Here is a 12,844-nt window from a genome sequence, read left to right as displayed (position 1 = left end):
TATTGCCATGAGACCGGATAACATGAGGGGAGATAACATGGCCGGAAAAACCTTATACGACAAGCTCTGGGACGCCCATCTGGTGCGCCAGAACGAAGACGGCAGCGCGTTGATCTACATCGATCGTCAGATTTTGCACGAAGTGACCTCGCCGCAGGCCTTCGAAGGCCTGCGTCTGGCTGGCCGCAAGCCTTGGCGTATCGATGCCAACCTGGCCACCCCTGACCACAACGTGCCGACCACTCAGCGTGACGGCGGTGTGGATCAGATTGTGGACCCGGTCTCCCGAATTCAGGTGAAAACCCTCGATGCCAACTGCGACGAGTTCGGCATTACCGAATTCAAGATGAACGATCAGCGTCAGGGCATCGTGCATGTGGTCGGCCCCGAGCAGGGCATGACGCTGCCGGGCACTACTGTGGTCTGCGGTGACTCCCATACTTCCACCCATGGTGCCTTTGGCGCACTGGCTCACGGTATTGGTACTTCCGAGGTTGAGCATGTGCTGGCAACCCAGTGCCTGATCGCCAAAAAAATGAAAAACATGCTGGTGCGCGTGGATGGAGAACTGGGTGCCGGTGTTACCGCCAAGGATGTGGTACTGCACATTATTGGCGTGATCGGTACAGCCGGTGGCACCGGCTATGCCGTTGAATTCGGCGGGAGTGCCATCCGTTCAATATCCATGGAAGGGCGTATGACCATCTGCAACATGGCGATCGAAGCCGGTGCTCGCGTCGGTCTGGTGGCCGTTGATGACACCACGATTGAATATTTCCGGGGCCGCCCGTTCTCGCCCACGGCAGATCAGTGGGATGCCGCCGTGGCTGCCTGGAAAGGTCTGGTCTCCGATGAAGATGCCCGGTTTGATACCGTTGTCGAGATCAAGGCCGAGGATATTCAGCCGCAGGTGACCTGGGGTACTTCTCCTGAAATGGTGGCACCAATAAGTGCACTGGTACCCAACCCGGAGGCGGAAACCGATCCGGTCAAGGCTGATGGCATCCGTCGTGCGCTCAAGTACATGGGGCTGCAGGCCGACCAGAAGATCACCGATATTCAATTGGATCGTGTATTTATCGGCTCCTGCACCAACTCTCGCATCGAGGACCTGCGTGCTGCCGCCGATGTGGTGAAAGGTCGTAAGGTAGCGGCGAATATCAAGCAGGCGCTGGTGGTGCCGGGCTCCGGTCTGGTGAAGGCGCAGGCCGAAGCTGAAGGGCTGGACAGGATCTTTATCGAAGCCGGTCTTGAATGGCGCGAGCCGGGCTGCTCCATGTGTCTGGCGATGAACCCGGACAAGCTGGGGCAGGGCGAACACTGTGCGTCCACTTCCAACCGTAACTTCGAAGGGCGTCAGGGCTTTGGTGGTCGTACTCACTTGGTCAGCCCTGCCATGGCTGCTGCCGCTGCAGTGACTGGCCATTTCATCGATGTACGTGAGCTGATGCAGTAAGACGGGAGAGCGAAATGAGACAATTTACCCAACACACCGGTATTGCTGCGCCGCTGGATCGTGCCAACGTCGATACCGATATGATCATTCCCAAGCAGTTTCTGAAATCGATCAAGCGTGCCGGTTTTGGCCCGAACCTGTTCGACGAGCTGCGTTATCTGGATGAAGGTCAGCCGGATCAGGATTGCGCCGGTCGTCCGCTGAACCCGGATTTCGTGCTTAACCAGTCACGCTACCAGGGCACCAGTGTGCTGCTGGCGCGGGAAAACTTCGGCTGCGGCTCCAGTCGTGAACACGCGCCCTGGGCGCTGGATGATTTCGGTATTCGTGCCATCATTGCGCCGAGCTTTGCCGATATCTTCTACAACAACTGCTTCAAGAACGGCCTGCTGCCGATCGTGCTGCCCGAGGCACAGGTGGACCAGCTGTTCAAAGAGGTTGAAGCGACTGAAGGCTATCAGCTGACCGTGGATCTGGAGCGTCAGGTTGTGGTTACCCCGTTCGGCGAAGAGTTTGCCTTTGAAGTCGACAATTTCCGCAAACACTGTCTGCTCAACGGTCTGGATGATATCGGCCTGACCCTGCAGCACGCGGACGAGATCAAGGCGTATGAAGCGCGCCGTCGTCAGGAAGCACCTTGGCTGTTTGATGCGATCAAGTAAACTGAACTGAATTTTTGAGGAAGAACCCAGATGGGCAAGAAAATACTGGTACTGCCGGGTGACGGCATTGGTCCCGAGATCGTAACCGAAGCACGCAAGGTGCTGGATGTGGTCAACGCACGTTTTGAGCTGGGGCTGGAGATCAGCGAAGCACTGGTCGGCGGTGCTGCCATCGACGCCACCGGCGTACCGCTGCCGGATGAGACGCTGGCCGCCTGCAAACAGGCCGATGCGATTCTGCTGGGTGCCGTCGGTGGCCCCAAGTGGGACACCAACCCCGACTTCGCCATCCGTCCGGAAAAGGGTCTGCTGGGTATCCGCTCCCAGTTGCAGCTGTTTGGTAACCTGCGTCCGGCGATTCTCTATCCGCAGCTGGCACACGCTTCTACGCTGAAGCCGGAAATCGTTTCCGGTCTGGATATCCTGATCGTGCGTGAACTGACCGGCGGCATCTACTTTGGCCAGCCGCGCGGCGTTCGCGAGAAGGAAGGCGGCATCCGTGAAGGCTTCAACACCTACGTCTACGATGAAAACGAAATCCGCCGCATCGGGCGTGTCGCGTTTGAAGCGGCCCGTGCGCGCAACAAGCGCCTGTGTTCGGTCGACAAAGCCAACGTATTGGAAGTGACCGTGCTCTGGCGCGAGATCATGGAAGAGCTGAAAAGCGAGTACCCGGACGTGGAGCTTAGCCACATGTACGTGGACAACGCCGCCATGCAGTTGGTGCGTGCGCCGAAACAGTTCGATGTGGTCGTAACCGGCAACATGTTCGGTGACATTCTGTCTGACGCTGCGGCCATGCTGACCGGTTCCATCGGCATGTTGCCGTCCGCGTCACTGGATGAAAACGGCAAGGGCATGTACGAGCCCTGTCACGGTTCTGCACCGGATATTGCCGGTCAGGGCAAGGCGAATCCGTTGGCAACCATCCTCTCAGTCGCTATGATGTTGCGTTATTCCCTGAATGCGGGCGAAGCGGCTGATCAGATTGAAGCCGCCGTGAGCAAGGTGCTGGATCAGAATCTGCGTACGCCGGATATCATGTCCGAAGGCATGCGCGCGGTCAGCACCACCGAAATGGGTGATGCGGTTGTTGCCGCACTGAACGCCTGATTTCGTCCGTATCCGCCGGGTAACTGAGCAGCCTGGAGCTGCCGTTGCCCGGTGTTTCGTATTCGGGATTCGTTTTAAAGCTAATTATATTTGGGGGCACGAATGAAGCGTGTAGGTTTTGTAGGCTGGCGTGGTATGGTCGGCTCGGTTCTGATGCAGCGCATGCTGGAAGAGAACGACTTCAACCATATTGCGGAGCCGGTTTTCTTCACTACTTCCCAGACCGGAGCGGCAGGTCCCGACATCGGCAAGGATATCCCGGCACTGAAAGATGCGCGTGATATCAACGAGCTGAAGCAGATGGACGCCATTGTTTCCTGCCAGGGCGGTGACTACACGACTGAAGTGTTCCAGAAACTGCGTGAGTCTGGCTGGAATGGCTACTGGATCGATGCGGCCTCTACTCTGCGCATGGCCGATGACAGCCTGATCGTGCTGGACCCGGTCAATCGTGATGTGATCGACCGTGGCATCGACGCCGGTATCAAGAACTTTGTTGGCGGCAACTGCACCGTTTCTCTGATGTTGATGGGTTTGGGTGGTCTGTTCAAGGCCGGTCATATCGAATGGATCTCCTCCATGACCTATCAGGCAGCGTCCGGTGCCGGTGCCAAGAACATGCGTGAACTGATCACCCAGATGGGCCAGATCCACGCCGGTTCCGAAGCGCTATTGGCCGACCCGGCTTCTGCCATCCTGGATATCGACCGTCAGGTCGTCGACACCATGCGCGGTGATGCCTTTGCCACCGATAACTTCGGTGTGCCCCTGGCTGGCTCTTTGATCCCCTGGATCGACAAGGCGGTGGAAGACGGTCAGAGCAAGGAAGAGTGGAAAGGTTTTGTTGAAACCAACAAAATCCTCGGCCTGTCCGACAGCCCGATTCCCATCGATGGTACCTGTGTGCGCATCGGCGCCATGCGTTGTCACAGCCAGGCGTTCACCGTGAAGCTGAAGCAGGATCTGCCGCTGGACGAGATCGAGCAGATGATCGCCGAAGCCAACGACTGGGTCAGCGTGGTACCGAACGAGCGTGAAATCACCATGCGTGATCTGTCGCCGACCAAGGTGACCGGTACGCTGAATGTGCCTGTTGGGCGTCTGCGCAAAATGAAGATGGGGCCGACCTTCCTCAATGCGTTCAGTGTGGGTGACCAGCTGCTCTGGGGTGCGGCCGAACCGCTGCGCCGTATCCTGCGCATTCTGATCGAGCGCTGATAGCGTTCAGCAATAGCTTTTTCAACAGCCCGGCGTACGTCCGGGCTGTTTTGCTTATACACTGAAGTAAATGTGCCGCAGATCGCTGACTGTTCTGAAGGCCTGTGAGAGAAACTGACCAATATGCCGTTGAAGATTGCACTGCTGGGGCCTGCCACGCTGGCCGGTGAGAAACTGCTCGAACTGCTGGATGAGTCGACCTTCGAAGTCGACACTCTCACCCTGTTTGAACCTGAAGAGCAGGCTGGGCGCAGCCTGATGTTCAGAGGGCATGCGCATCGAACCCGCCCTCTGGATGCTTTCGATTCGTCGTTACCGCAGCTCACGTTTGTCTGTGAGGCCGAACTTGGCCCCGAGCTGAAGCAGGCTCTGCTTGCGGCTCCGGGCCGGGTCATCGACCTGTACCCTCAGCGATACGAGGTGGGTCAGGTATTTCTGACCGTTCCCGAGCTGAATGGTGATGAGCTTGCTTCGCTTGATCCAGGTCGTGTTATCGGTATCCCGAATTCGGCTACCATTGCAGCCGCGCTGGCGCTGGCTCCTTTGCATCGTGCTTGCGAGATTCTGAAAGCGAATCTCGTGTTGTTGAGCCCGGTTTCTTCAGCAGGGCATCCCGGTGTCGAAGCCTTGGCATCCGAGACGGCACGGCTGTTGAATGGACGAGACCCTGAGTCAGGTCATTTCGGCCAGCAGATTGCGTTTAACCTGATACCGCAGGTTGGTACTCTGCTTGACAGCGGTTACACCGACATCGAAGCGGCTGTGCGTACCCAGTTGCCGCTTGTACTGGATGATGAGGGGCTGGAGCTGGAAGTCAGTGCCGTTCAAGTGCCGGTATTTTATGGCGACATGGTGGTAATTCAGGCTGAAACGCACCAGCCGCTGAATATGGATGAGGTTCAGCAGTTGATGGATAAGGCTCCAGGTGTGTGTTTTGATCAACATGCCAAACAGGTTCCGAGTCTCATCAAAGATGCAATCGGTCAGCAACAAGTGGTTGTGGCGCGGCTACGTCCGGGGGCTGAAGGCGAAGCCGGATTTGCTCTGCATGCCATGATTGATGACCTTGGGCGGGGCAGTGCCTTGACAGCTCTTGGGGCCGCCATGCGTCTGGTGACGGAAGGGTAGCAAACGGTCGAAGGTGGTTGTCTTGACCGCCAGCGCCATAATACATAATACTTGCAACGACTATGGAGCCGTAACTCTCTGATTCTTCGGAAAGGGACGAGAGACGGGCACACGATATCAAAGGGAGTAACCGATGCTGCGTAAACTAGCTTTAAGCCTTGCGGTCTCTGCAGCTCTGGGGGTGTCACAGGCACACGCCCTCGGCCTGGGAGAGATTCAAGTCAATTCAGCTCTGAATGAGCCGCTCGATGCAGAAATCAAACTGACGCAGGTTCGTGACCTCTCTCCGTTGCAGATTCAGCCACGAATGGCAGCGGTGGATGAATACTCCCTGTCAGGTGGCGTCAGCCAGGGGCGCTACCTGCGCGATATCCAGTTTCAGGTGCTGCTGACTCCCGATGGGGCTGGCAGTATCCGACTACGCTCCAACGAACCGATTCAGGAGCCGTTCCTGAACTTCATGGTTGAGGTGAACTGGCCCAGCGGTCGCATGGTGCGAGAGTACACCCTGCTGCTTGACCCTCCCGTGTTCGATCCAACGCCCGTGCAGCGCACCGTGCAGCCGGCACAGGTGCAGCAGCCTGCAGTAGCGGAGCCTGCTGCAAACCAGCAGCGTCAGGTGACAGGGACGACTTCAAACATCCGCACTCGCATGAACAGCGAGAGTCAAGTTTATGTCGGGGTTGATGAAACCCTGTGGGAAATTTCGGCGCGGCACAAGCCTGCCAATATCAGCGAGCATCAAATGATGCTGGCTTTGTTCCGCAAGAACCCAGCGGCTTTCCCCTCAGGTAATATCAATTCCATGCGAGCCGGTGTGGTCTTGAATCTGCCAACGCAGGATGAAGTAACCCGCTTGACGCATCGTGAAGCGGTTGCTGAAGTCGCACGACAAACGCAGATGTGGCGAGAAGGGCGCACCTCGCGTCAACAGGCAGAAGAACCCAAGGCTCCAGTGGACGTGAGCCGACAGCAGGACGATCAGGCGTCAACCGATGAAGGTGCGGCCACTGCGCCGGCTGACAAGCCTACCGAGTCGGCGCAGGATGCAACCGCCCCCGTTGACGAAGGGCAGCTGAAGATCGTGGCGCCTCAGGAAGAGTCTGAAGCAGACGCACAGGACGATGCCGAAGCGGGCAGTGAAACGGTTACTACCGAAGAGGCGGGCGCGCCGCAGCAGGATCCATCTGTAGTCTCGGCTGCTCAGGAAAATCTCGAAAATGACGTTCTGATTGCGCAAGAGAAGATCGATCGCCTGGAGCGTGAAAATACCGACCTTAACGACAAGCTCAATTCTGTTCTGGAACAGCTGGAAGCTCAAAGTCGCCTGCTGGAGCTTCAATCTCAGCAGATGGCCACCCTCCAGACCGAGTTGAGCCGTAATGCAGCGCCTTCCGCTGTTGAGTCCGGCGCGCAAGATGACAAGAGTCTGTTGCAAAGCCCCGCCGTGCTTGGTGGCATAGGTGCCGGCGCTGTGGCGATTTTGGCAGGGCTTTGGCTGATGCTGCGTCGTCGTGGTTCATCTGCACCGGACAAAAAACGCGAGCTGGTCAATGTGCCGAGCGATCTGCGTGACGGCGATGATGATGCCGATTCCCCTGCCGACGGGCGAGATGCGGCTACATCAGCGGCTGTTGCCGGCGGTGCAGCAGCGGTAGCGGCGGCTGTAGCAGCCGATGATGATGAAACTGAACGACCAGCGCCACTAGCGCCCTTGTCAGGCGAAGGAGATGAGTTTTCGCGTCCGCCGATGCAAAACCTGGCGCCGGATGAGCCTGATGCCGGCAGCGACGATCTGGAGCAGGATTTACAAAGCCTTGATCTGGATATGGATCTGGATCTTAACGATCTCGATATTGATGACGAATCTGATCTTGACCAGGTCGATGATGATGTCGAGCAGCTTGCAGGCAGTGATGAGCGTATTGATGCCACTGAGTTTGATCTCGGAGCTGAAGACGAGCCGCTAGCCGAGTTGGCGCCGCTGGCTGGGGCAGAAGGGCCTGCCGAAGAGGATAAATCAGGGCCAGAGCCTCTGTCTGCTGGTGATGAGCTCGAGTTCAGTGTCAAGCCTCAGGAACCGGAAGAAGAGCCATCCGAGTTGGATGGTATGCTCGGAGATGACGAGAGCTCCGATGACCTTGATTTCCTGCTTAATGGCGCAGAAGACAATGATGATGACACCGCGCAGGCGGTAAGCGATGACGAATCGCTGCTTGAAGATGCTCTGAAGGAAGATAACGGTTTCAGTCTTGCGGATGATGCAGTTGCAACCACTGATGATATTAGCCTTGATGATGACTTGTTCGGCGAGCTGGAAGCCGACGAGCCGGCAAGCGACAATAGCCTGCATGAAACTGTCTCTGCATTGGATACTGACGATTATGAAATCGACCATGATCTGGAAGCGATGTTGCAGGGAAGTGCTGACGAGCCTGATGATCAGGAAGCAGAGACTTCAGCTGGTGATAGCGCAGATGAGGATCTGGACAGTTTATTGGCGTCTTTTGACCCTGAGAATGATGTTTCCAGCGCAGTCGCGCCGGCTCGTACCGGTGAGCAGGTTGAAGAAGAGCTGACTGCAAACATTTCGCATGATCTGGAGATGGATCTTGACTCCGAAGTTGATGAGCTGTTGAACAGTACCGATGACGAAATCGCTCTGGAAGAGCAGCGCAACGATGAAGCAGTTGATGTCCTTGATAAGATGAATCTGCTCAGTGGTACCGATGAGACTGAAACCAAACTGGATCTGGCGCGCGCCTACATGGAAATGGATGATAAGGATGGTGCACGCGATATCCTCAATGAGATCACCAGTGAAGGTTCGGATAAGCAGCGCCAGGAAGCGCAGAAGCTGCTGGACTCACTCTGATAAAGACATTCAATGAGTAAACAGAACTCTTCCGGGGCGATTTCGATCGCCCCTTTTCGTTATGCTCTCGCTGTTGAGTATGTAGGAGCCGCCTATCGTGGCTGGCAGTTGCAGGCACATGACAAGGTTCCCACCATTCAGGCTGAGGTAGAGCGGGCCCTGTCGGTAGTGGCCAATCATCCTGTTCAGGTTGTATGTGCCGGTCGTACTGATGCTGGCGTCAATGCCAGTCATCAGGTGATTCACTTTGACAGTTGGGCCGAGCGTGATGAGCGTGCCTGGGTGCTGGGTACCAACTGCCATCTGCCGGACGATATCTCGATTAAATGGGCCACTGTCGTACCTGGATGCTTTCATGCCCGCTTTTCAGCGCGGGAACGACGCTACCGTTACCTGATCTACACGTCGCCCTCACGCCCGGCAGTGTTGGCAGGGGGGGTAACCTGGACGCATCGCACGCTGAATACCGAACGTATGCAAGAGGCTGCCGAGCACCTGTTGGGCGAACATGACTTTACCTCTTATCGAGCTGTCGGGTGTCAGGCACGCAGCCCGGTACGGGAAATACGCAAGTTGAGCGTGTACCAGAGTGGACGTTTGGTTGTGATTGATGTCAGTGCCAACGCATTCCTGCATCATATGGTACGCAATATTGCCGGCGTGCTGATGGCAGTAGGTGCCGGAGATCGATCACCTGATTGGGCACTTGAAGTATTACAGGCCCGAGATCGGCGCCAGGGGGGCGTTACCGCGCCACCGGATGGTCTTTATTTCGTGGATGTACGCTATCCGGACATATTCAGATTGCCGCCGTCAGATCCGGGTCCTTATTTTCTGTCATGAGGAAACTGACGCCTCGCCGCGGCTTTGCTAATATTATGCGCTTGCCTCCGAGATGAGAATGCAATGACCACTCGAATCAAGATATGCGGTATTACCTGCCGTAATGATGCGGCCGCTGCAGTAGCGGCAGGGGCGGATGCGCTTGGATTTGTGTTCTATGAACCCAGTTCACGTTATGTTGATCCTGTCGTAGCGGCTGATATCATCAGCACACTGCCGCCGTTTGTGACCAGTGTGGGGCTGTTTGTCGATGCCTCTCAGGAACAGGTTCAGCATGTCATTGATTTGGCAGGGTTGGATCTGCTGCAGTTTCATGGAAATGAAACCGAGCAGCAGTGCAGTCGCTTCAGTCGCCCCTATATTAAGGCGCTGCGTGTGCGCCCGGGGCTCGATGTCGAATCTGCGGCTGCAGCCTACCACACTGCTCGGGGGTTGCTGCTCGATGCCTATCGTCCAGGAGTCCCGGGCGGAACGGGCGAGGTGTTTGACTGGGGGCTGATTCCTCAGGCGCTTGCGGGGAATATTACCCTGGCGGGTGGTTTGAATCCCGCTAACGTGGCAGCGGCGATCACTCAGGTAAAACCTTATGCCGTTGATGTCTCGGGCGGGGTTGAAGCGGCACCGGGGCGGAAGGATACGGCAAAAATGTGCGCCTTTGCCGCTGCAGTCAGGGCCCAGAGTTGAGTTTCGGTCGCGCTGTGGGTGCAGGCTTAACGAATTCATATCGCCAGTGGGTGCCGAAAGGACCGGCTGGCCGCCGATAGGATAGTAAGAGATGAGTAACTGGCTGGAAAAGATTGTACCTTCGCTGGTCCGCAACGAAAAAAAGCGTACCAATATTCCTGAAGGCCTTTGGAAAAAGTGTCCCAAGTGTGACTCCATACTCTATCGCCCAGAGCTTGAGAAAAATCTCAATGTTTGCCCCAAGTGCGATCATCATATGCGGGTGCATGCACGTCGCCGCCTTGAGTTGTTTCTGGATGATGGTTCACGTGAAGAGATCGGGGCTGATGTAACGCCGGTTGACCGTCTCAAGTTCCGTGACTCCAAAAAGTACAAGGATCGCCTGTCCGCGGCACAGAAGGAAACCGGTGAAAAGGATGCCCTCATTGCCATGCGCGGTACGCTCGAAGGGTTGCCGGTTGTTGCGGTTGCGTTCGAGTTCAGCTTTATGGGTGGCTCTATGGGGGCGGTCGTCGGTGAGCGCTTCGTGCGTGCTGCCAATGTTGCGCTGGAAGAGGGTATCCCGCTGATCTGTTTCTCGGCTTCAGGTGGCGCGCGCATGCAGGAGGCTCTGATCTCCCTGATGCAGATGGCCAAGACAAGCGCTGCGCTTGAAAAGCTCAAGCAGGCGGGGATTCCGTATATTTCCGTACTGACCGATCCCGTCTATGGTGGTGTTTCTGCATCATTGGCGATGCTGGGTGACCTGAACGTGGCTGAGCCCAATGCACTGATCGGCTTTGCCGGTCCCCGTGTCATTGAGCAGACCGTACGCGAGAAGTTGCCGGAAGGCTTCCAGCGCAGCGAATTTCTGCTGGAACATGGTCAGGTCGACATGATCATCAGCCGTAATGAAATGCGTACACGCCTCGCGTCCATTCTCTGCAAACTGACGCTGCGCCCCATGTGTGGTGTTGCCGACGATGACGAGAGTGTTGATGAAGACAGTGAAGTGGTCCGCGATGACAGCTGAGCGGCCGCTGGATCTTTCGGGCTGGCTGGCGCGCATCGAAGCCTGTCACCCGGCTGAAATTGAGCTTGGACTTGATCGGCTGCAGCAGGTTGCACAGCGCCTGCCAATCGACCTGGAGTCTGTCTGCAAGATCGTAATAGCAGGCACCAACGGCAAGGGCTCAACGCTTGCCATGCTGGATGCCATTCTCAGTCGCGCCGGTTATACAACCGGCAGCTACACGTCTCCGCATTTTCTGCGCTACAACGAGCGTGTCTGTGTCTCGGGCAAGCCTGTAGATGATGCCGCCCTCTGCGAAGCCTTCACGTTGATTGAGCAGGCACGAGGTGAGACCTCGCTGACCTATTTCGAATACGGTACGCTGGCTGCGCTGCTGATTTTCAGTCAGCGTCAAGTTGATGTGGCGCTGCTGGAAGTAGGGCTTGGGGGGCGGCTGGATGCGGTCAATATCGTGGATGCCGATATTGCACTGGTCACCACAGTTGCACTGGACCATACCGATTGGCTGGGCCCGGACCGAGAATCCATCGGGCGTGAGAAGGCGGGTATATTCCGTGCCGGCAAGCCCGCTCTTTGCGGTGACCCGAAGCCACCGGCAACTTTGGTTGACTATGCTCGCACACTGGGAGCGCCGCTTCAGCTTCAGGGTGTTGATTTCAGTTATGAGCTCAAGACCGATCAGTGGTCCTGGCAGAGTGATTGCAGGCATCTTGATGCGCTGCCAGTACCAGCGCTGCCGCTGCCCAATGCAGCGCTGGTATTGGCTGCGCTGCAGCATTTTCCCCACCCTGTTTCTGAGCAGGCAATTCGAGAAGGTTTGGTACACGCATGCCTGAAGGGGCGTCTGCAGCCTGTGCAGCTTGGGCAAATAAGGGCTACCGTGGATGTGGCCCACAACCCCGAGGCGGCAGGATATCTGGCTCACTGGCTGTCGCAAAGACCTTGTGGTGGGCAGGTTCACCTGATATTGGGAATGCTGGCAGACAAGGATATTGAATCCGTCGTGCAGGCGTTGACCCCTGTGGTTGATGTCTGGCACCCGGTGTCACTGGATGTCCCACGAGGTGCGCCGCGGGAACGGCTGGAGGCCGCACTGCTGGGAGCTGGTGTGTCCCGAGACCGTATTCGAGGGGCTGACAGTGTTGCCGTGGCTGTTAATCAGCTGCAGTCGATGCCGGCTGCAGACCAACTGCTGCTGGCGGGCTCATTCTTTACAGTCGCACAGGCACTGGAACTGGCGGAACAGGAATAACGGCCATGACCGAGCAACAGAAAAAGCAACTGGTGGGTGCCGCTGCACTGCTTGTGTCCGCCCTGATACTGTTCCCACTGTTGCTGGATGGCTCTGGCTATCGTGAGCGCCATCTGCAAGAGCGCATCCCCGAAGCGCCCGAACTGCCTGACAGGGTGGATATTGAGCCGGTAGAATCGATTCCCGAACGTGAATCTGAGCCCGCAGCGCCGCGAGAGCCGGCGGTGGTGAGTGTGCCGGTACCTGAACTGGCGGATGCCGTTGATGCTCAGAAACCTCAGATCAATGCTCATCAAGACACGCCTGTGTTGGATGAGCAACAGGTTCCGGTGGCCTGGACTCTGCAGTTGGCCAGTTTTAAGGACGAGGCCAATGCTCGCTCCCTGCGCAGTGAGCTGGTGGATGCCGGCTACAAGGTCTACATCCGGCATGGGCCTGATCTGGTGCGTGTTTTTGTTGGTCCTGATCTGCAGCGCTCACGTCTGGAAGCACTGCAGGCACGGCTCAAGTCGGATTATGCGCTCGATGGCATGATCGTGCGCTTCACGACACAGTGAATTGGTCATTGGGTTGGGCTGCTGCCTCTGATAGAATGCGCGCT

Annotated in this window: 11 protein-coding genes; all 11 read left to right on the top strand. The window is 56.9% G+C overall.

What is annotated here, in order from left to right; genetic code table 11:
• Window positions 1-37 precede the first annotated feature (37 nt).
• On the top strand, window positions 38-1,456 hold the full coding sequence (gene leuC / locus BLV48_RS03380; RefSeq protein WP_091823112.1) for a 3-isopropylmalate dehydratase large subunit: 1,419 nt from the start codon (window positions 38-40) through the stop codon (window positions 1,454-1,456).
• Window positions 1,457-1,470: 14 nt separating this feature from the next.
• A complete protein-coding gene (leuD, locus tag BLV48_RS03375; RefSeq protein WP_091823109.1) occupies window positions 1,471-2,118 on the top strand; it encodes a 3-isopropylmalate dehydratase small subunit in 648 nt (215 codons plus the stop codon).
• 30 nt (window positions 2,119-2,148) lie between these two features.
• The gene (gene leuB / locus BLV48_RS03370) at window positions 2,149-3,231 is read left to right on the top strand and encodes a 3-isopropylmalate dehydrogenase (RefSeq protein WP_091823105.1); all 1,083 of its coding nucleotides are present in this window, start codon (window positions 2,149-2,151) and stop codon (window positions 3,229-3,231) included.
• Window positions 3,232-3,333: 102 nt separating this feature from the next.
• A complete protein-coding gene (gene asd, locus BLV48_RS03365) occupies window positions 3,334-4,449 on the top strand; it encodes an aspartate-semialdehyde dehydrogenase (protein WP_091823102.1) in 1,116 nt (371 codons plus the stop codon).
• Window positions 4,450-4,572: 123 nt separating this feature from the next.
• Window positions 4,573-5,577 carry an Asd/ArgC dimerization domain-containing protein gene (locus BLV48_RS03360; protein WP_091823099.1) on the top strand — a complete coding sequence of 335 codons (1,005 nt, stop codon included), beginning with the start codon at window positions 4,573-4,575 and terminating at the stop codon, window positions 5,575-5,577.
• 133 nt (window positions 5,578-5,710) lie between these two features.
• A complete protein-coding gene (locus BLV48_RS03355; RefSeq protein ID WP_091823096.1) occupies window positions 5,711-8,452 on the top strand; it encodes a FimV/HubP family polar landmark protein in 2,742 nt (913 codons plus the stop codon).
• Window positions 8,453-8,464: 12 nt separating this feature from the next.
• A complete protein-coding gene (gene truA, locus BLV48_RS03350; RefSeq protein ID WP_091823093.1) occupies window positions 8,465-9,295 on the top strand; it encodes a tRNA pseudouridine(38-40) synthase TruA in 831 nt (276 codons plus the stop codon).
• Window positions 9,296-9,358: 63 nt separating this feature from the next.
• Complete coding sequence (locus BLV48_RS03345) at window positions 9,359-9,979, top strand: phosphoribosylanthranilate isomerase (protein WP_091823090.1); 621 nt, start codon at window positions 9,359-9,361, stop codon at window positions 9,977-9,979.
• A 91-nt stretch (window positions 9,980-10,070) separates the two neighbouring features.
• Window positions 10,071-10,991 carry an acetyl-CoA carboxylase, carboxyltransferase subunit beta gene (gene accD / locus BLV48_RS03340; RefSeq protein WP_242529958.1) on the top strand — a complete coding sequence of 307 codons (921 nt, stop codon included), beginning with the start codon at window positions 10,071-10,073 and terminating at the stop codon, window positions 10,989-10,991.
• Complete coding sequence (gene folC, locus BLV48_RS03335) at window positions 10,957-12,243, top strand: bifunctional tetrahydrofolate synthase/dihydrofolate synthase (protein ID WP_254774956.1); 1,287 nt, start codon at window positions 10,957-10,959, stop codon at window positions 12,241-12,243. The genes accD and folC overlap by 35 nt, the downstream gene beginning before the upstream one ends.
• A gap of 5 nt (window positions 12,244-12,248) precedes the next feature.
• Entirely contained in the window at window positions 12,249-12,800 is a 552-nt protein-coding gene (locus BLV48_RS03330) for an SPOR domain-containing protein (protein WP_091823084.1), read from the top strand.
• The last annotated feature ends 44 nt before the right edge of the window (window positions 12,801-12,844 follow it).

The sequence above is a fragment of the Marinobacterium iners DSM 11526 genome (assembly GCF_900107855.1).
In the GTDB taxonomy this organism is placed as follows: domain Bacteria; phylum Pseudomonadota; class Gammaproteobacteria; order Pseudomonadales; family Balneatricaceae; genus Marinobacterium; species Marinobacterium iners.
Note: the sequence above shows the minus strand (reverse complement) of the source record. Positions and strands in the feature narration are given on the sequence as shown.

Coding starts and splice junctions, on each gene's coding strand:
- BLV48_RS03360 (WP_091823099.1), top strand. CDS start 4,573: ATGCCGTTGAAGATTGCACTGCTGGGGCCTGCCACGCTGGCCGGTGAG.
- leuB (WP_091823105.1), top strand. CDS start 2,149: ATGGGCAAGAAAATACTGGTACTGCCGGGTGACGGCATTGGTCCCGAG.
- BLV48_RS03345 (WP_091823090.1), top strand. CDS start 9,359: ATGACCACTCGAATCAAGATATGCGGTATTACCTGCCGTAATGATGCG.
- BLV48_RS03330 (WP_091823084.1), top strand. CDS start 12,249: ATGACCGAGCAACAGAAAAAGCAACTGGTGGGTGCCGCTGCACTGCTT.
- truA (WP_091823093.1), top strand. CDS start 8,465: ATGAGTAAACAGAACTCTTCCGGGGCGATTTCGATCGCCCCTTTTCGT.
- folC (WP_254774956.1), top strand. CDS start 10,957: ATGAAGACAGTGAAGTGGTCCGCGATGACAGCTGAGCGGCCGCTGGAT.
- asd (WP_091823102.1), top strand. CDS start 3,334: ATGAAGCGTGTAGGTTTTGTAGGCTGGCGTGGTATGGTCGGCTCGGTT.
- accD (WP_242529958.1), top strand. CDS start 10,071: ATGAGTAACTGGCTGGAAAAGATTGTACCTTCGCTGGTCCGCAACGAA.
- BLV48_RS03355 (WP_091823096.1), top strand. CDS start 5,711: ATGCTGCGTAAACTAGCTTTAAGCCTTGCGGTCTCTGCAGCTCTGGGG.
- leuC (WP_091823112.1), top strand. CDS start 38: ATGGCCGGAAAAACCTTATACGACAAGCTCTGGGACGCCCATCTGGTG.
- leuD (WP_091823109.1), top strand. CDS start 1,471: ATGAGACAATTTACCCAACACACCGGTATTGCTGCGCCGCTGGATCGT.